The 18,270-nt window shown below is 56.5% G+C and carries 16 protein-coding genes; 3 read left to right on the top strand and 13 right to left on the bottom strand.

Features of this window, described 5'->3' with window-relative positions; genetic code table 11:
- Positions 1–30 precede the first annotated feature (30 nt).
- The gene (locus ABVT35_RS08620) at positions 31–942 is read left to right on the top strand and encodes a LysR family transcriptional regulator (protein WP_368465889.1); all 912 of its coding nucleotides are present in this window, start codon (positions 31–33) and stop codon (positions 940–942) included.
- Between the two features lie 244 nt (positions 943–1,186).
- Positions 1,187–2,572 carry an aspartate aminotransferase family protein gene (locus tag ABVT35_RS08615; protein WP_368465888.1) on the top strand — a complete coding sequence of 462 codons (1,386 nt, stop codon included), beginning with the start codon at positions 1,187–1,189 and terminating at the stop codon, positions 2,570–2,572.
- A 472-nt stretch (positions 2,573–3,044) separates the two neighbouring features.
- On the opposite strand, the gene ABVT35_RS08610 is transcribed toward ABVT35_RS08615, so the two are convergent.
- The 3 genes from ABVT35_RS08610 to ABVT35_RS08600 are packed head-to-tail and all read right to left on the bottom strand — an operon-like array spanning position 3,045 to position 8,040.
- Positions 3,045–3,932, bottom strand: coding sequence for an ABC transporter six-transmembrane domain-containing protein (locus ABVT35_RS08610; protein ID WP_368465887.1), 888 nt, complete (start codon positions 3,930–3,932; stop codon positions 3,045–3,047).
- Positions 3,919–7,044 (bottom strand): efflux RND transporter permease subunit, encoded by a 3,126-nt coding sequence (locus ABVT35_RS08605; RefSeq protein WP_368465886.1) that lies wholly within the window; start codon positions 7,042–7,044, stop codon positions 3,919–3,921. The genes ABVT35_RS08610 and ABVT35_RS08605 overlap by 14 nt, the downstream gene beginning before the upstream one ends.
- A 3-nt stretch (positions 7,045–7,047) precedes the next feature.
- Entirely contained in the window at positions 7,048–8,040 is a 993-nt protein-coding gene (locus tag ABVT35_RS08600) for an efflux RND transporter periplasmic adaptor subunit (RefSeq protein WP_368465885.1), read from the bottom strand.
- A gap of 278 nt (positions 8,041–8,318) precedes the next feature.
- Here ABVT35_RS08600 and ABVT35_RS08595 point away from each other — a divergent pair, with 278 nt between their 5' ends.
- On the top strand, positions 8,319–8,915 hold the full coding sequence (locus tag ABVT35_RS08595) for a TetR/AcrR family transcriptional regulator (protein WP_368465884.1): 597 nt from the start codon (positions 8,319–8,321) through the stop codon (positions 8,913–8,915).
- Positions 8,916–8,938: 23 nt separating this feature from the next.
- Here ABVT35_RS08595 and ABVT35_RS08590 read toward each other — a convergent pair whose 3' ends face one another.
- The 10 genes from ABVT35_RS08590 to ABVT35_RS08545 all read right to left on the bottom strand — a co-directional run bounded on the left by ABVT35_RS08590 (position 8,939) and on the right by ABVT35_RS08545 (position 18,256).
- Positions 8,939–9,676 (bottom strand): peptidase, encoded by a 738-nt coding sequence (locus tag ABVT35_RS08590; protein ID WP_368465883.1) that lies wholly within the window; start codon positions 9,674–9,676, stop codon positions 8,939–8,941.
- A gap of 9 nt (positions 9,677–9,685) precedes the next feature.
- Positions 9,686–10,495: a transglutaminase domain-containing protein gene (locus ABVT35_RS08585; RefSeq protein ID WP_368465882.1), complete on the bottom strand. Its 810-nt coding sequence runs from the start codon at positions 10,493–10,495 to the stop codon at positions 9,686–9,688.
- A gap of 12 nt (positions 10,496–10,507) precedes the next feature.
- Positions 10,508–11,431, bottom strand: a complete 924-nt coding sequence (locus ABVT35_RS08580; RefSeq protein WP_368465881.1) for an alpha-E domain-containing protein — start codon at positions 11,429–11,431, stop codon at positions 10,508–10,510.
- A 4-nt stretch (positions 11,432–11,435) separates the two neighbouring features.
- Positions 11,436–12,827, bottom strand: coding sequence for a circularly permuted type 2 ATP-grasp protein (locus tag ABVT35_RS08575; protein WP_368466300.1), 1,392 nt, complete (start codon positions 12,825–12,827; stop codon positions 11,436–11,438).
- A gap of 203 nt (positions 12,828–13,030) precedes the next feature.
- On the bottom strand, positions 13,031–13,840 hold the full coding sequence (locus tag ABVT35_RS08570; RefSeq protein WP_368465880.1) for an inositol monophosphatase: 810 nt from the start codon (positions 13,838–13,840) through the stop codon (positions 13,031–13,033).
- Complete coding sequence (locus ABVT35_RS08565) at positions 13,840–14,850, bottom strand: LacI family DNA-binding transcriptional regulator (RefSeq protein ID WP_368465879.1); 1,011 nt, start codon at positions 14,848–14,850, stop codon at positions 13,840–13,842. Before ABVT35_RS08565 ends, ABVT35_RS08570 begins: the two co-directional genes overlap by 1 nt.
- A 222-nt stretch (positions 14,851–15,072) precedes the next feature.
- Positions 15,073–15,678, bottom strand: coding sequence for a class I SAM-dependent methyltransferase (locus ABVT35_RS08560; RefSeq protein ID WP_368465878.1), 606 nt, complete (start codon positions 15,676–15,678; stop codon positions 15,073–15,075).
- Positions 15,679–15,879: 201 nt separating this feature from the next.
- The gene (locus ABVT35_RS08555; RefSeq protein WP_368465877.1) at positions 15,880–16,794 is read right to left on the bottom strand and encodes a U32 family peptidase; all 915 of its coding nucleotides are present in this window, start codon (positions 16,792–16,794) and stop codon (positions 15,880–15,882) included.
- 2 nt (positions 16,795–16,796) lie between these two features.
- Entirely contained in the window at positions 16,797–17,801 is a 1,005-nt protein-coding gene (locus ABVT35_RS08550) for a peptidase U32 family protein (RefSeq protein ID WP_368465876.1), read from the bottom strand.
- Positions 17,798–18,256 carry an SCP2 domain-containing protein gene (locus ABVT35_RS08545; protein WP_368465875.1) on the bottom strand — a complete coding sequence of 153 codons (459 nt, stop codon included), beginning with the start codon at positions 18,254–18,256 and terminating at the stop codon, positions 17,798–17,800. Before ABVT35_RS08545 ends, ABVT35_RS08550 begins: the two co-directional genes overlap by 4 nt.
- Between the last annotated feature and the right edge of the window lie 14 nt (positions 18,257–18,270).

The raw sequence follows: 18,270 nt of genomic DNA, 5'->3' as shown, positions 1-18,270 counted from the left end.
CGGCACTACATTCATGCGTATTCTGCAGCAATGGATATTGCCACACTAAAACTCTTTGTAGACGTGGCCAAACGGCAGAGTTTCGCAGCCGTTGCCAGGGACCACGATCAGGATCCTTCAACAGTTTCGCGCACCATCGCCAATCTGGAGACCGAGCTCGGAATCCGTCTGTTTCAGCGCACCACACGCAACATGAATCTGACGGAGGCCGGGGAGATCTATCTGAACCGCATGGAAACACTGATCGAATATATGGACAATGCCCGGGAGGAGGCACTTTCAGTCAGCGCCCACCCGACAGGCAGCATGCGCATTACAGCGACCATCGCCTTCGGCCAGTTGTGCCTGGTGCCATTGTTGCCGCAATTGCGGCAAGAGTTCCCGGACCTGAGGCTTGAATTGCACCTTACCGACAGCCAGATCGATCTTGTTGCCAACCGTGTTGACCTGGCCGTTCGTCTCGGCAGCCGCATTGGTGGTGATGTGATAGCAACCAAGCTGTTCGATTCTCGATATCTGGTCTGCGCAAGCCGGGAATATCTCGAGAAACACAGTCCCATCAACCACCCCATCGATCTCGTCAAGCACCGCTGTCTTCTGCTCCGCACACCATCGGTCAGCAACAACTGGGTGGCAAGAAGCGCTACCGGCAGGGAAACAGTCATGCCGGTCGATGGAGATATCGTAATTTCCTCCGTTTTAGCGCTTCGCCAATGCGCGCGCGGTGGGCTTGGCCCGACACTGCTTCCGGAGTGGATGGTCAAAGCGGACTTATTGTCCGGTGAACTCGTCAATGTGCTGCCGGAGCATGAAATTGTCGGCGGCCACGCCCAGGCGGCCGCATGGCTCGTCTATCCCAGCAAACGCTATCTGCCCTACAAAGTTCGGGTGATCGTTGATTTTTTGAAAAGATCGGTCACCAACGGATGGTACGCGGTTTGAATCGGTGAATAAAGGCGGCGCCGGCGGTGCAAAGATCTGGCGTCATCAAGCTTCGCTATCTGGGGCTATCGCCGTAGCGCCCTTGCGTGAGACTGTCATCGCAACACTGGTGTCCGGAGCCTGAAGTTCGCATCACCGAGCAGCGCATTCGGAACGAGCTTCAGATTTATGAAGCACACCAGAACTTTGGCAATCGGGCTGCGCCTACTGCCCTGCACCGGGCAGCCCTGTCGGGAGTTGAGCAATGAACATATCACTTGGCAGCAACGACTTCAGCGAAGTCGTTGAAAGCGACCGCGCCCATGTCTGGCACCATCTCAGCCAGCACAAGCGTTATGAGACATCGGATCCGCTGGTCATTATTGAGGGCAAGGGAATGCGCGTCTGGGACGCCAACGGCAAAGAGTATCTCGATGCCGTTTCCGGTGGCGTGTGGACGGTTAATGTCGGATACGGCCGCGAGAGCATTGCAGATGCCGTAAGGGAACAGCTCGTTAAACTCAACTACTTTGCCAACTCCGCCGGCAACGTTCCAGGAGCACTTTTCGCCAAAAAACTGATTGAAAAGATGCCCGGCATGAGCCGCGTCTATCTTTCCAATTCAGGGTCGGAAGCGAATGAAAAGGCCTACAAGATCGTCAGGCAGATTGCGCACAACAAATATGGCGGCAAAAAGCACAAGATCCTTTACCGCGAGCGCGACTATCACGGCACCACCATCACCGCCTTGAGCTCCACCGGCCAAAACCAGCGCAAGGACCAGTACGGACCGTTCACGCCCGGGTTCGTGGAAGTTCCCCACTGCCTGGAATACCGCTCGCAATATGGCTCGTGCTCGGACTATGGCATCAGGGCAGCCAAAGCCATTGAGGACGTCATATTGCGTGAAGGTCCGGATACGGTCGGCGCCATCGTGCTGGAACCGATCACGGCCGGCGGCGGTGTCATCACCCCGCCCGAGGGATACTGGGAAACCGTTCAGGAAATCTGCAGGAAGTACGACATCCTGCTGCATATCGATGAAGTCGTTTGCGGACTTGGACGCACCGGCACCTGGTTCGGCTACCAGCATTACGGCATCAAACCTGACATGGTGACCATGGCCAAGGGCGTGGCCTCCGGCTATGCCGCCATCTCCTGCACGGTAACCACCGAGGAGGTATTCAACCAGTTCAAATCGGACCCGTCCGATCCGATGAGCTATTTCCGTGATATTTCCACTTTCGGCGGCTGCGCGGCAGGTCCGGCAGCGGCGCTGGAAAATATAAAGATTATCGAAGAGGAAAACCTTCTCGACAATGTCACGACCATGGGCGAATACCTGATGGGCCGCCTGGAGGAACTCAAGAGTAAACACGAAATTGTCGGTGACGTCCGCGGCAAGGGGCTGTTTTGCGGACTGGAACTCGTCGAGGATCGCGAGACGAAAGAACCGGTCAATGAAAGCGTCACTCAGAGCATTGTCGCCGATTGCATGGCCAATGGCGTGCTGATCGGCGCGACGAACCGCAGCTTCGACGCCTACAACAATACACTGTGCCTCAGTCCGGCACTCATCTGCACCAAAACCGATCTGGACAAGATTGTCGAAGCGATCGACAAAGCGATCACGCGTGTGACAGGCAATTAGTCATCAGCATCAAACTTGCAAGGCCGCGGCTGAAAAGCCGCGGCCTCTTTTTGTGCCCGACGTACCTGCGAATAGAGAATTCTGTCGACATTCCCGCCCCGGACGGCATTTGGTTGATTTAGCAACCTGGCCATCGGATTGCCTCAATATATTCAGCTCAAGCAGAGCCATTACAAAAAATTGCCGCCTTGGCTAAATTTATTGTAGTAATTTAGATTATAATGCCAGTTTTTAGCCGACTAATCCAGAAAAGATCTGAAAAACTAAATTATTTTATTGCGCTGAACTGTATTAATTGCAATCAATTCTAAAAATCATACTATTGGGCGCGACTAACCCTTATGCAGATGCCCCTTACAAAGACCGGTGGTCTGGTTTTCGGTGCTTAAGGAATGCGCGGCCTGTCGCGCGCGCTGGCTCTATGTCAACACGCACCAGGCGTGCTATCCCTTGCGAGCTTTCACCCATCCCATCACTCGCAAGGAATGGTGGGCGGGGATTGTTCCCCGCCCGTCCTAACGTTGATCCGTTTCATTATCTCTGACAGGCGTGACCACCCCTGAAGGGTTATCGGGAGAACCAGAGCGGATTCAACAAACTCCCACGAATAGCTGATAATCGAGAAAATCGTGCCAACTGTCGTCTCTATGTGCGTCGACGCGAACCACAGGTTGAAGATGATGAAGCCCAGCAACACGGTGAAGATCGCGCCATAGACATAGGCTTCGGTATCCGACAGTCTGATTTCGATACGGCGCAGTACATTCAGATGGGACAACAGCCCCTCAGGCGAGTTCGCCTCCAGAACACTGACCTGTTTTTCCGTCTGGTGATTGTGATCGGCATTCAGCCGGAAGAACCGTCCATGGAACAGAAAATAGAGGGTGATCATCGTGACTGCTGTCGCAAGGGCAGCATAGGAAAGCGTCGAGTGAAAGGAAAAGAGCACGACAACAGCAACGACCAGCTGGACAGACGAGCTCATAAGTGCAGGAACCTCAGTTTCCAGGAAGTCGACAAGCTCACGGCTCATACAGAGCCTCGCATTCAATGTTGAAACCGGGACACTGTCAGCCCGCCCAACCAAAGCCTTGCCAAGCTCAACCCGGATAGTTCCATAGACACGGGTGTCATAGATCCTGCGGATAACACCAACCGCAGTCAGACCGGCCAGGATGGCAGCAAGCCTCAAAAGCGCGTTCAATTCGTCACTGAGCAGACCGTCAATTGCGAATCCGATGAACAGCGGAATCAGGGCTGTCAAAGCCGTCTCGCACAAGGTCAGAAGCCAGGTCAAAGAGATCGGGCGCGGAAACTTCTTCAACAGGGTAGCAATGGTGAGTGGCTCATCCTTCAGCATTTGCCTTCACCCCGAAAAATGCGCCTCGAAAAGCCGCCCTTACGTCCTCTGTAATTGCGATCAGCACCGGTACGAGCAACAGCATCAGCGCCGTTGAGAACAGCTCACCATAGGCCAGCGAAACTGCTGCCGGGATCAGATATTGTGCCTGTTCCGAAGTTTCGGTCAGTAGCGGCGTCAGGCCGATGACCGTTGTGGCGGTGGTCAGGAATATTGCCTGAAACCGGCCTATCCCGGCGTCCTGAAGGGCATCGGCTACCGAGAGCCCGCTATCGCGTGCCTGATTGTAGCGGGTCATCATGACGAGGCTGTCATTGACCACGACGCCGGTCAGCGCCAGCATCCCGAAGAACGAAAGCAACGACAGCGGAATGTCCATGATGAGATGACCGAGAGCAGCGCCGACAAAACCAAAAGGCACGATAGCGAGGATTATAAACGGCTGCCAATAGGATTTGAGCGGCACAGCCATCAGGATGTAGATGAGCACGGCAGCCAGCAGAAGAGCGCGCTTCATGCCGCCCTGGATTTCTCCGATTTCCTCAAGCTCACCGGCTTTCGAAATCTTCACGCTAGGATATTTTGCCGCAAGATCCGGGACCAATCGCTCGAATACCGCCTGGCTCACCTCCTCGGGCGCAACGGCCGAGCGGTCTATGGATGCAGCAACCGTATTGACCCGCTTGCCGTTTTGGCGATGCACGGTCCCGGCAACATAGCCGCCATTTATTTCAGCGACGGATTGTAGCGGGATCCACTCGCCGTTTTTGCTTCGCAGGCGCGATTGCAACAGGTCATCGACCGTATCGCGCGCGGTTTCGGAATTCAGCACCAGTACGCGCAATTCGGTGCCGTCACGCCTGACCTTTTGCACTTCGGCGCCGCCAAATGAATAGCCGATTTGAGAAGCAAGGGTCTCGGTGTCAAAACCAAGATTTCGCGCTTCGGACTTCACCCGGATTTCAAGCTCAGGTTGCCCGGTGGCGAGGCTGTCCCGGATATTGTCTACACCTTCAATCTCGGCGAGAAAAGCCTGCAACTCCTTGCTTGCCAGACCCAAAAGCTGCGAGTCCTTTGACTGCAGCTTTAATTGAAAGCCGCCCGCCAGCTCTTCGGTTCCTGTAAACTGAAGCTCCGTTGCGCCCTCCAGCCGCCCGGTTCTTTCGCGCCATTCCCGGACAATATCAAGTATGCCGACATCCGGGCGCTCGGCGACAGGTGTCAGTTCCGCGTATATCTGCGCTGATTGCGCACTGGAAATGATCAGGAACATCGTTCGTATTGGTGCAGTGTTCAGCGCCTTTCGTTGGTGAATATCCTCGTTCAATTCCGTGCCGATGGCGTGGATGCGCTCGACATTATCTTTGGTCAACTGGAACGGCGCCCGCGCATCCATCTCAAGGCTGACAGTAATCACCTGCCCTGGCACGTCCGGAAAGAAGACGGTCTTGATCTTGCCGAGACCGATCAGACCCAATCCCAATGCTCCCACGGAAATGAACAGAATGAGCGTCGCGTAACGATGGCGTACCGAACTCTCAAGCAACGGCGCATATATCGTGTCACGGAACCAGGTGAGACCGCCTCGAGCAATCCTTTGAACACCGCCCCACAGCCGCGACGGTAAAAATCGTGGATTGTTGCCAATTCTCATATGCGCAAGATGCGCAGGCAGGATGAATTTGCTTTCGATGAGCGAAAATACGAGCGCAAAGATCACAATCCCGGAAAAACCGGCAAGCACCTTGCCAAGCGGGTTGTCCAAAAGCAGCATCGGGAAGAAGGCCGCTATGGTCGTCAGCACTCCGAAGACCGTCGCCACGGCGACTTTGGACACTCCCGCTTCGGTTCCGGCAATGGGATCGGGATTCTTTCTTCGCTCCTCATAGACGCTTTCGCCAACGACCACCGCATCGTCCACCAGAATGCCAAGGGCAATTATCAGGCCGAATGTCGTAACGTCGTTCAGCGAGTAACCAACCCATTTTGAGCCCGCGACCGCGATGGCGCCCATGACGGAAATCGGAATGCCCATGGCTACCCAGAACGCCAGACGCACATTTAAAAACAACGACAGGATCAGGACGACCAGAAGCAGTCCCTGTATTCCGTTGGAGCGCAAAAGCTTGAGTCGATCTGAAATGTAACTGGCGGAGTCTCCCCAGACCGTCACATGAACACCGGGGGGCAGCTGACGTTCAAACGACCTGGCGACCTTGTTCACGATCTCCGAGATGTGAAGCAGGTTTTCCTTTTGCCCCACCAGCACCTCCATGCCGGCGGTAGGCGCACCATTGAAGCGAAATAGGTAATTACCTTCCTCCAGGGTATCGGAAATATCCGCGATATCGCTCAGCAGGATCGACGTTCCGTCGGCCCGCTCGATGATCGGAATGCCCCCAAACTCCGTTGAGAACTGTGCCCGGTCATCTGCCCTCAGGAATATATTGCCGCCCACAGTGCGCAGGGTGCCGGCTTTGAAATCGAGAGAGCTCGCGCGTATCAGCCTGACGACGTCGTCGATCGTCAGGTTGTAGCGCTGGAGGACCTGCGGCTCGACCTCGATCCGCATTTCCCGTGCCTGCAAACCCCAGACTTTCAGTTTTGACAGTTCGGGCTGGGTCAGCAGTTCTTCCCTCAGCCGTTCCGCCAGCGTTTGTAGCGTTATCGGATCGGTCTGGCCGTGAAGATTTACAAAAAGCGCGGGGAAGTCGAATCCACTGGTCTCGATAACCGGGCGTCTGACCGCGGCCGGGAGGTTTGCGACCCCATCGACACGGAGACGAACGTTGTCCAGCAGTTTTTGCAGGTCCTGGCCACCTGCCCGACGCACCACGACAACCGATAACCCGTTGTCGGTTTGTGAGGTTACGCTACGTACGCCCTCCAGTCCTTCCAGTGCCTTTTCGATTTTCTGCGTCACCAGCTCATCGACCTGGGCCGCCGGTGCATCTTCATAGGCGGTCGTTATGATGACACTGTCCGGAGGAACGCGCGGAAACCCTTCTATCCTGATGGAGATCGTCGTCATGATCCCCAGAAAGAGGATGAGAACCATCAGCAGGTTTGCAGCAACGGGATTACGGATGAACCATCCGGTCAAATAATGCACAGCCTAGATCCCCGCCTTTTTTGCACGCGCCATCTGGCCGGGCAGGAATGAAACAAGTGGTGTTACCGCGATGCGCCACGTGTCAGCGCCTTCAGGTGCTTCAATGACAATGCGGTCCTGACGGCGATAGAGAACCTGCGGGGTGACGCGCTGCAGTCTGTCATTCTCGTCCAGATACCAGACATAACCTTCCTGGGTGAGCGCGGAAGCAGGAATGTTCAGGGCCTTTGGCACCGTGACGCCCGGCAGTATCACCCGCACGAAGTCACCGGACAAAACGGGCACCGGACCCGGATCATCTATTTCAAGGAAAACCTTGTATTGTCTGGTCTTTTCATCAAGAAACCCGCCGGCTTGACGTATTGTTGCCTGAGCAATTGTCTCGCCGTCCTGGCTCACGACGTGGGCAGTTTGTCCCGGCAGCGGCTGCTGCAGCAGAACCCAGTCGCGCCTGCCGAGTTCCACGGTAAGTTCGAATGTCGTGTCGTCGACCAGCTTTACCAGCGTTTCACCTGCATTCACGCTCTGACCGGGGCTGACAAATCGCTCTGCGACAAAGCTGGAAAACGGGGCGGTGACCGTGGAATCATCGAGTTGCCGCCGCGCTGCCTCAACTCTTGATTTGACCGATGTCACCCTGCTTTGCGCAATCTCGAGCTCTGGAAGACGAAGCGCCAGATCGTTCGGCGGCGTTGTGTTGTTGCGTTCGAACTCCTTGCGGGCGAGCGTTGTGGCATTTTTCGCTTTCCAAAGCGCGAGCTTCGCTTCCTTCAACGCAAGTTCCGCCGCCGCGAGTTCCGCCACGTAGCGGCTGTTTTCGATGGTGATGAGTGTCGCGCCGGCCTCGACGCGCTCTCCCGCAAGCGCTGTATCGAAAACCTTGTTGATGCGACCTGATACGGCTGCCCGCAGCTCTGCGGACCAGCGTGGACGGACTTCCGAAAAAGACGCCACTTCCACTGTTTCGGGGCCGACAGAAATCGTTTCCACCGTCACCAACTGCACCGGTGGCGGTTCTTTTGCCTTGGTGACGTCGACGGTGTCTTCAGCTGTTGCAATGAATGCTGCAACAGTGCCAAGAACAAATAACGAGAAAATAATCCAAACCCACCGCCTGGGTGGTCTGGGCCCTGCGGTTTCCCCATTGGGTTCAGAGTCCGATTTATTGACAAGGTTGCGATGGAGCATGTTGAACATCCACTGAGGATTATTATATGTAATGAACGAACGATCGTTCATCCGTAGTTAATCGCAAGTCGAAGAGGTTTCAAGTCATGGGTGAGGTTTCCGACAAAACAAAAGCGCTGGGTGAGCGAAAATCACGCATCATCGCGGCCGCTGTCGGTTGCTTTCTTGAAAATGGGTACAATCAGACCGGCATTCGCGAGATAGCCAAAAAAGCCGGCATCAGCCTGGGCAACCTCTACAACCATTTTCGCAGCAAGGAGGATGTCCTGGCGGAAATAGCGGTACTGGAGCGAGAGGAACTGCAGCCTTTTCAGCGATTGCTAACCGATCACGATGACCCCATGAAAACCCTCATGCGGTTTGTGTCCGAATTTGCCAATTACACCGCTTCTGAGGAATATGCGGTCCTCAGCATCGAAATAGCCGCGGAAGCGGTCCACAATCCGGAAATTGCTTCGCTGTTTATGGCAAACAGATCCCTGCTTGTTACTTCCCTTCAGGCACTGCTGGAAAAGGGGCAAGCGGACAAGTGTTTCAGGAATTTTGCCGATTCGAAGCAGACCGCCGAATTGATCCTCGACACTATTGAAGGTTATGCCCTGCGCGAATATCTGACAACGGGCCGAAAGATCCTGGGTACCGAGGAACTTGGAAATTTCATACGCCACGCGACCTGCCGATAAGGTGAAACGGCAAGAGTGCGAGATCACTCAAATACGTGCGGAAGATCGTGAAAGGCCGAATTCAACGCCTTTGACCAGGCATCGGACAGGCGGCCGAAATCCTTGTCGTCCGCCTCAATGCGGCGGCGTTCGGTGATCTTCAGAGAATCCGTTTCGATAATCGCAAGATCAAGCGGCATGCCGACGGACAGATTGCTGCGCAATGTGGAATCCATCGAAACGCAGGCCGCAAGTTTCGCCTTTCCAAGCGGCGTTTCCGGTGTGATTACCCTGTCGAGTATGGGCTTTCCGTATTTGTGTTCACCGATCTGGAAGAACGGTGTATCGCGCGTCGCTTCGATGAAGTTTCCTGCCGAATAGACAAGAAACAGCCGCACCGAACCGCCTTTTCTCTGACCTGCAACAATGACGGTGGCGTCGAAGGAGGTGCCCTGCGCCTCCATGCCCTCGCGGTGCCGCTCCTGAACCTGCCGCATGATTTCGCCGACGATCTGCGCCACACGAAACATGCTGTCCGCATTCAATATTGTCTCGGTTTCAGGATCGAGCTCCGACAATTCTATCTGTTTTTCAAGACGGGTGACGAGCCCCTGCGTAATCGACAAATTGCCGGCTGTCATCAACGCGATGGCGCGCTCACCAGGCACCTCCCAGCAATGCATCTTTCCATAGCGAGAAATATTGTCGAGCCCGGCATTGGTTCGCGTATCGGAAAGTAAAACCAGACCGGCGTCCAGCTTGATGGCAACACAATATGTCAACAAAAAATCCTACTGCTGCTGATTGTCGGAGACAGCAACATCCGCTGAAAGGGTAATCTGCGAACTGCCGACCACATGGCCTTTTATCGGAGTCGCATCGTCAGCGTCCAGTCCACAGGCAATCCTGATGTAGTGATCCGTCGGCGAGATGCCATTTGACGGATCGAGCCCCACCCAGCCGAAGTTTCGGATATGGGCTTCGGCCCAGGCGTGGGTTTCGAGCAGTTCATCTTCGTCATCGGCCGCCTTCAGATAACCGGTCACGTAGCGTGCCGGTATTCCCTGTGAACGGCACGCTGCGATCAGAACATGGGCGTGGTCCTGGCACACACCCGCTCCAATCGCCATCGCCTCGGCCGCCGGCGTCTGGCTGTTTGTCGCTTCGGGTCTGTATTCCACGGCTTCGCGGACGGCCAGCGAAAGCGCATGGGCCGTTTCCAGATCATCTTCTTTGCGTGCACTCTCGGCGAGCTTGCGAATGACTTCGTCCGGCCTGGTCAGTTCCGTATCCCGCCGAAATATGGAAGAAGGCGGTTTATTGGGAAGGTCACGGATCAGTCCCGTCTTGTCTTCGGTTACCACAACACCCTCGGCCAGCACCTCGACATTCGTAATCTGATCTTTGCTTTGCCAAAGAGCGGACTCATCGCCATAGCCGGTTATATAAAGCGGCTCCACGCGGTCGCCATTGACGGTAACCGACCAGTTGTCCACAGACTGGCCGTCAAACACTGAGGGAAAGAGCTTCAACCGCAACGACACGCGTGCCGCTGCCGGCTCGTAGGCATATACGGATCTGTGGCGCACATGCAGCCGCATCAGAGAACCCTGTCAGAAATGATAGGCATCCGACACCTCCTTGCTGACCTGTGCGGTTTTGGTGATCTGGTCATTGATGAATTCGTGAAGTCCGTCGTCAAAAATCGCGTTGATGTTCAGACGGCTCAGGCGATCAAGTTCTCCGCGCGCGGTTCGCTGACAGTCATGCGCCCCGCCGTAGTTCTTTGCAAGCTTTTCAAGGCAGGCGTCAATCTGGCTGTAGCTATAGGCAACGGAGCGTGGAAAAGTCTGATTTAAAAGCAGAAAATCCGCTATGTTCCACGGCGCATAGTCACCGTAATAATGGTGATGGTAAGCCCGCAGACCCGACACCGCATGCAGCATCGACATCCACTGATGGTGGTCCCGGCCGCCGCCGACCACTTCTGTCTCGGGCAGGAGCAGGAAGTATTTTACGTTGAGCAGGCGCAGGGTCATATCGGCCCTTTCGATGCTGCCGCCAAGGCGAAGAAAATAATATCCTTCGGCACGCAGCATCGCTGTCTCGACCGCCCCGCGAAAGATTGCCGCGCGGTTGCGGACCCATTCAAGGATATGAACCAGTTGGCGGCGCGCGGTCTGGGTATCCATCGATTCAAGATAGCGCCAGTCCTCGTTGAGACTTTCCCACATTTCCTGCGTCAAAGCCGTGCGAACCGCACGCCCGTTTTCCCGAGCCTTTGACAGGCACGCCTGAATGGCCGACGGGCTGACCTGATCGAGAATAAGCTGTGCAACAATGTCTGCCTCGGTGACTGGGCGACCGTCCGGAAGCGAGGCGCCTGTCGCCTGCATCAGCGATGTCCATTCAGACCGGCCTTGCGTGCCGGGCAGCATCGCCATGCGCTGCCCCATCGAGATCATCCTGGCCGTCGCCTCGGCCCGCTCCATGTAGCGGCCTAGCCAGAACATACTTTCAGCAACGCGGCTCAACATGATCTCATTCCCGCAGCACCCAGGTATCCTTGACCCCGCCACCCTGGCTTGAATTGACCACCAGGGAGCCTTCCCGAAGAGCCACGCGCGTCAATCCGCCCGGAACGAGCCGGATCGATTTGCCGACAAGGCAAAACGGGCGGAAATCAACATGGCGGCCGGTTATTTCGCCATTCTGAAGCGTTGGCGCCGTCGAAAGGTCGAGTGTCGGCTGGGCGATAAAATCGGCCGGATCGGCAACAATGCGCTTACGGTATTCCTCGATTTCCGCCTTGCTGCTCTTCGGGCCGATCAGCATGCCGTATCCGCCCGAGCCATGCACTTCCTTGACAACCAGCTCGTGCAGATTTTCCAGCACATATTTCAGCTCGTCCTCGCGGCCGCACTGATAGGTCGAAATATTCTCCAGAACCGGCTCTTCACCGAGATAGAACCGGATCATCTCGGGCACGTAGATATAGATAGCCTTGTCATCCGCCACCCCTGCCCCCGGCGCCGAGCAGATGTTCACGTTGCCGGCCCTGTAGGAATCGAACAGACCGGCAACGCCGAGCATACTATCGGACCGGAATGTGAGCGGATCGATATAGTCGTCGTCAATACGCCGATAGATCACGTCAACCTTTTGCGGGCCCCGCGTCGTGCGCATCCAGACACACGCGTCATCGACAAACAGGTCCTGAGGCTCGACGAGTTCGATGCCCATGAGGTCTGCGAGAAAGGAATGCTCGTAATAGGCCGAGTTGAGCGAACCCGGCGTCAACAGAACAACCGTCGGCTCACCGGCACAGGATGCAGGCGCGACTTCTTTCAGTGTGCGCAGCAGTTCGTCCGGATAATGATCCACCGGCTGCACGGGTCCGCCGCCGAATATGTCGGGAAACATGCGCGCCATGATCTCGCGGTTTTCAAGCATGTAGCTGACACCCGAGGGCGTGCGGCAATTATCCTCTAGGACCTGGAAACTGCCCGGCCCCGTACGCACGATGTCGATGCCGACGATGTGGCTGTAGACGCGACCTGGAGGCGCAAACCCGACCATCTGCGGCAAGTAAGCAGAATTGCAGTAGACAAGTTCCGCCGGAATGATGCCCGCCTTGATGATTTCGCCGCGATGATAGATGTCGTACAAAAATGCGTTCAGGGCACGCGCGCGCTGGCGAATGCCGCGGTCGAGCAGTGACCACTCGTCGGCGGAAAACGCCCGCGGGATCAGATCGAACGGGATAAGCCTCTCAGGATCGCCGCCCTCGCCATAGACTGCAAAAGTAATTCCGATTTTCCGGAAAATCGCTTCCGCCTCGTCGCGGCGGCGGCCAAGAAGTTCGGTGCCAGTTTCTTCAATCCAGTCGGCTATACGCCTGTAGGGGGCGCGAATACCGTCCGTTTCTTCCATCTCGTTAAATGGCACACCGAGCCTTTTTGCTGTTATCCCCTCGCACGTTGCTGTGCGTTTGCATGGAGCCTAGCAAAACTCTCCGCAATCAGCCAGACGCTATTCTGCCTCAATATTCTGGCGGGATTGGATGCGCATGTGCCGTGGTGTGGACCGATGAATCCATTACCCCCGCTATTTCAGACGCTGGCACGGCATCGCTATCAATATCCCGCCTCAGACAGCACATCCCAGAACGGCTCCGAGAGTTCCGGCGTTGCGCACAATACCTCGCCGCCTTTTTGCAGGAACTCATCCAGCGGCGGCATTTTGACATCGGCTCCGGCTTCGGCGGCGATCAACACGCCGGCCATGGCGTCCCAGCAATTGAGATGAGCCTCGTAGTAAAAATCCACAACGCCCTCAGCCATGCGGACAAGCCCGATGGCGGCTGATCCGATGCGGCGGTGTTCAATGCCCGCATCCTCCAGCGCCCTTATCTTGTTCAGGTAGTTTTCAAACGGCGCGCGCCGCGAGACGCCCAGAATGCCCATCGCCTCATGCGGGTTGCCGGTGCCGGAGACGGCGATTTTCTTGTCTCCGCGCCAGGCGCCGCGACCCTTCACGGCGCTGTAGAGCCTGTCGTTGGGCGAATCGTGGATTACGCCGAGCACCACCTCGCCATCAAGCACATAGCCGATCGAGATGCCCCAGTGGCGCAGACCGCGCAGGAAATTGGCCGTGCCATCGATGGGATCGACAACCCAGCAACCGGAACGCATCTCGCTTCTTCCGGTCTCCTCTCCGATGAACCCGTCTTCGGGAAACTCTTCAGCAAGCCGGGTGCGGATCGTCTCTTCGGTTCGTTGATCGACTTCAGTGACAAAATCCTGCAATCCCTTGGATGAAACACCAAGTCCTTCACGCCCGAGGGTTTCCTGCTCAGCGCGTGCTGCCAGCCCGACCTCCCGGGCAAGCGTGCAGGTATATTCCAGCTTTCTTTGAAGCAGGACCGCATTTTCGGCGAGCGTCATCAAACAGTTCCTCTGCGTACAAGCATGACATCAACCAGTTCTTCGCGTTGCGCTGCATCGGGCTCGGCAATCCGGCTTTTGAGCATTTCGACAATAACGTCGACAAATGTATCGACCGGCTGCCTGATTGTGGTCAGGTTCGCGAATTCCCAGCCCGACTGCGGGATATCGTCATAGCCGATCAGGCTCATTTCCCGCGGAATCTCCACGCCATAGCCAACCCGCAAAGCGTCCAGCAAACCGAGCGCGACGATATCGGTCGGGCAGAATATGCCGATGCCGTCCTGTCTTCGAGCGGCAACTGCAGGAGCGGCTTGCCGCCCTGCCTCATAGTTGTGCGTGCCGACGGGAAGGATTTCGACGTCGGCGCCGAACTCTGCTGCCGCCGCCAGAAAAGCCTCGATCCGGGTGGTTATGGAATAGACCGCGGTTTCGGGTTGCAGAACCAAGAGCTTCCGGCGGCCGGCGTCTATCAGGGTTTCAGCCGCTAGACGCCCGCCCTTGGCATTGTTTCCGCTGATACGGTCGACCTGCGGCAACCGGTCGTCTCGGTCAACAAGCACCAGCGGTACCTGCAGATGCGCACACTCATTGCAGATTTCCGCGGGCGGCGCATCCGATGTGATGACAACGCCAGATACGCTGTAATCGAGAAGCATCGATAGTAGCTGCTCAGTCCCGTGCCCCTCGTCGATGCAAAACAGCATTGGCCGGAAATCATTGCGCACAAGTGTTTTGGACAGTGCGTCGATCTGGCTCGCCCGGTAGGGATTGTCCATGCGGGCGACGATCATGCCGACAAGATCGGTGCGGCGCTGATTGAGCGCCCGCGCCACCGGATTAACGCGGTATCCAAGCTCGTTCGCCGCATCTATCACCTTCTGGCGCGCATCCTGCGAGATGCTGGCGCCGGGCGTGAACGCACGCGAAACAGCTGAGCGCGATACACCCGCAAGCCGCGCCACATCGAACGACGTGACGCTGGATCCCGGACGTTTGTCAGAAGCCATGCATCCCCCTACGGCGCGAGTTGTTCCCGAACCAATACACAACCGGTGATGATCTTTGACCGGTCGGGCCGATCGCGATTCACCTTAACCGGCTTATACTTCAAGTATGAAGCAACGTCATCCCGGTCGTGGCCGGAAATGCGGCTTCCGAAGCTTATTGAATGGAGACACTATCGGGCTTCGGGTTGCAAGCAAGTCACATTCTGCACACGTGTGCAATTATTATGACCTAAAGGCGATGCAAAGCAGCCATTTCCCGCCTTCGCCCAATCTCATTTCCTCGACTTCAAAGCCATGTCCCATAAGCCTGTCTTCGAGCTCGTCGGCACGCCAGTAGCGGAAATACCGAGGGCTCTCCATCTTTTCTTCTGAATATTCCTCGCCTTTTCCATGTTTGACCGCCAGTGCAAAATAACCACCGCATTTCAAATGCTTATGGGTATTTTCCAGAGCCTGGTCAAACTGTCTGTTATTGAAATGGTGAAAAACCGCCGAGGCGAGGACAAGATCGAATGTTTTGGCAAGATCGCCCGTAAGGGCGTCGAATTTGCAAGCGTAACTGCCTTTGGATCGTTGAAACTCCACAAAGGCATCAACAATATCGGTCCGCATGACGCTGTAGCCGCGCGATTCGATATAGTCAGCGTCGCGACCGGTTGCCGTTCCGATCTCGAGAATTTCAGCGTCCATAGGTACACGAGCGAGTATGCGGTCCAGAAAATCCTTGAATTCCCCACCGATTTCAGACGGCGTGCGGTCGATGAAGTGCTGCGGATTTTCCTGATAGGTTTTTATCGTAATATGCTGATTTTTATCATTAACCCGCATTCGATCCTCCGCTGCCGACCTTTTGCGCGCATTCGCGCCGCGTCACAATCAACTGGACGGGGAGGTTAAACGCCCGGATGTGTCACGAGTGTGATGACAACCGGTTCCGGAATCTAAATTTGCGTTTCAGTCAATCAGATTCGCTTTACCTCGCGTATGTCCGGCAAGCGCCAACAACGGATTTCGACCGGTCATTCCGCGTCAGTCGGAAACCGCGGGCGTTCGCCATTCGACACCGGGCCGGTGATGATAGAACCCGTTTGAGAACGGCACATCGGGGCCGCACGGCCGCAACTGCTCCGTGGCTTCAGCGGAGGTAAGATTTCCATCCAGAACAGCCCGGAAGATCCTGGCGGCGTCCACCGTTCCGACACTGTGCGGCGACAGACGGAAGTGCGATATGCCCATCGCATTGAGCTCGTCCAACTCGTCAATGAGATTGAGCCGCGTATAGGACATGGTCTGAATGCCGTTGATCGTCAAAAACGGCCGGTCGTCGAGCGTGCGCAGCACCATGCCGTCCGGATCCTGGTCGCAGATGAACAGGCAACTGTCCTTGGTCTTGCCGTGCGCGCGGGCATGATAGCAGCGGGCGGACAAGGCCAGCGGGATGCGGCCGAACACCTGAACCTCAAGCGTCACATCACGTTTCGCCGCATGTTCGGCAAGCGCCCGGATCCCGTCCTTCGGCATTTCCGGCTGCAGGCAGATGTGGCGTGCGCCGTTCTCGGCGAAGGCGTCGAGGCTGTCTTCATTGTGCACATTGACGAACGGGCCGATGACATGAGATCGGTCGCCAAGATACCAGAGAGCGGAGATGTCGTTGACTTCGATATCGACACCTTCCGATCCTGCAACCTTCTTGACCAGCCGTCGGTCAACGGCGCTGGTAACTTCGGAAAGGCTGGAGAAAATCACCTTCTTTCCGGCAGCCTCAAGCCGTGTCACCACCTCTTCCAAATGCTTATCGAAAAGCGGCGCTCGCTTGGAGCAGACCGCTTCGCCGAGATAGACCGTCGAGACAGGTGCCTCGTCTGCAACCTGCAGATAAAAATCGCGCCAGGCATCCGGCTCCCAGTTGAAAAGCACCGGGCCCATAGTGAGTTCTGCGGTCATCGTCATCTCCAGGTCTTTGATCGGAATGCGCCTTGCGTTTCGCGCTGTCCTTCGGTGAGCGCCAGAAGATGGCTGACATCGGGCGTGCGGCCGGCGGCATAATCATCCACAGCTTCACGAAAGGCAGAGACAACTGCCCGGACATAGGCTCGCGAGCGCTGCCGGCCTTCAATCTTGAGCGCGGTCACACCGGCGCGCATCAGATCAGGGAGCAAGTGAGTGAGGTTGAGGCTTACCGGTTCTTCGAAGGCATAGTAGTGGTCCTTGTGCGGGGCGTTGTAACGGCCCTTGCAGATCGTCGGATAACCGGCATTTTCGCCGCGCGCATACTGGTCGATCGTCACATCGCAGAGCTTGGACGTCAGGTTGCCCTGCCCGTCCTCATGGTAATGCACATGGTTTGCCGGCGAGCAGACGCCATCGAGATTGGTGGACGAGCCGGTGACGTAATTCGTCAGCGAACAGCGCCCCTCCGCCATCATGCCGATATTGCCGAAGACGAATGCCTCGATCTCGCATGGAATCTCATCGTGCACCTTCTTGATCTCGGCGACAGTCAGGATGCGTGGCAGCACAACGCGCTTGATATTGAACTTGTCACACCAGAAACGGATCGCTTCTGCCGACGAGGCACCCGCCTGAACGGACAGGTGGACGCGCTGATCGGGATGCCGGTCGGCGAGATAGCGGGCCATGCCGATATCGGCAATGATAATCGCATCGATGCCGCAGGAAACCGCATCATCGATCGCCTGCCGCCAGATATGCGTCCGTCCGGCTGTCGGAAAGGAGTTGATTGCCGCCAGCACCTTGGCGCCGCGCTCGTGAGCGTAGCCAACCGCTTCGGCCATCTGTTTCGGCGTGAAGTTCAGACCCGGAAAATTCCGTGCATTGGTCGGTCCCTGGAAGCCGCAATAGACCGCATCCGCGCCAGCATCGACCGCGGTGCGCAATCCGGCCGGTGTTCCGGCCGGACAGACGAGTTCCGGCGCCTGCAATTTCGTCATTGTTTTTCCCTTCCCTGTCCACTGACATAATCAAGAACGGCGCGAACCGGAGTAGCGAGCGGACCGAAGCAGGCAACAACATCATCCGCGAGTGTCGTATCGAGATCGTCAAGGGCGTTACGCAGCGCGACCGAGGCCTCCGTGTCGCCGGAAATCATCAGTTCCCGGCTGAAAAAGAGTGCATCGCTGTCTGTCTTGCCGTCGATCATCCGCAGCAATGTCGGGAACGAGCCGCTGATGTGCACGTCGCATGGCGGAGAGCGGTGCCTGTTATGCGCATGCAACTGCGGCGCATCGCCATCGGGCTGAAGCACCAGCACCAGCGGCAGGCCGCGCGCATCGATAAGGAACTTCTTCTTCTGACTGTCGCCCAGACGCTCGAACAGGTCAGGATGCCGCTTGGCAACGGTCGTGACGATATGGCGAAGGAGCGGCTGCAGAACAAACAGCGGCAATGGCACAGGGAATG

This window comes from Hoeflea sp. TYP-13, assembly GCF_040932035.1.
GTDB lineage: Bacteria > Pseudomonadota > Alphaproteobacteria > Rhizobiales > Rhizobiaceae > Hoeflea_A.
The sequence above is the reverse complement of the archived record's forward strand: the minus strand, read 5'-3'. Positions and strand labels throughout refer to the sequence as shown.

Excerpts from the sequence above, each read along its gene's own strand:
- ABVT35_RS08620 (WP_368465889.1), top strand. The coding sequence starts at position 31 with ATGGATATTGCCACACTAAAACTCTTTGTAGACGTGGCCAAACGGCAG.
- ABVT35_RS08615 (WP_368465888.1), top strand. The coding sequence starts at position 1,187 with ATGAACATATCACTTGGCAGCAACGACTTCAGCGAAGTCGTTGAAAGC.
- ABVT35_RS08610 (WP_368465887.1), bottom strand. The coding sequence starts at position 3,932 with ATGCTGAAGGATGAGCCACTCACCATTGCTACCCTGTTGAAGAAGTTT.
- ABVT35_RS08595 (WP_368465884.1), top strand. The coding sequence starts at position 8,319 with ATGGGTGAGGTTTCCGACAAAACAAAAGCGCTGGGTGAGCGAAAATCA.
- ABVT35_RS08585 (WP_368465882.1), bottom strand. The coding sequence starts at position 10,495 with ATGCGGCTGCATGTGCGCCACAGATCCGTATATGCCTACGAGCCGGCA.
- ABVT35_RS08580 (WP_368465881.1), bottom strand. The coding sequence starts at position 11,431 with ATGTTGAGCCGCGTTGCTGAAAGTATGTTCTGGCTAGGCCGCTACATG.
- ABVT35_RS08575 (WP_368466300.1), bottom strand. The coding sequence starts at position 12,827 with ATGGAAGAAACGGACGGTATTCGCGCCCCCTACAGGCGTATAGCCGAC.
- ABVT35_RS08570 (WP_368465880.1), bottom strand. The coding sequence starts at position 13,840 with ATGACGCTCGCCGAAAATGCGGTCCTGCTTCAAAGAAAGCTGGAATAT.
- ABVT35_RS08565 (WP_368465879.1), bottom strand. The coding sequence starts at position 14,850 with ATGGCTTCTGACAAACGTCCGGGATCCAGCGTCACGTCGTTCGATGTG.
- ABVT35_RS08560 (WP_368465878.1), bottom strand. The coding sequence starts at position 15,678 with ATGCGGGTTAATGATAAAAATCAGCATATTACGATAAAAACCTATCAG.
- ABVT35_RS08555 (WP_368465877.1), bottom strand. The coding sequence starts at position 16,794 with ATGACCGCAGAACTCACTATGGGCCCGGTGCTTTTCAACTGGGAGCCG.
- ABVT35_RS08550 (WP_368465876.1), bottom strand. The coding sequence starts at position 17,801 with ATGACGAAATTGCAGGCGCCGGAACTCGTCTGTCCGGCCGGAACACCG.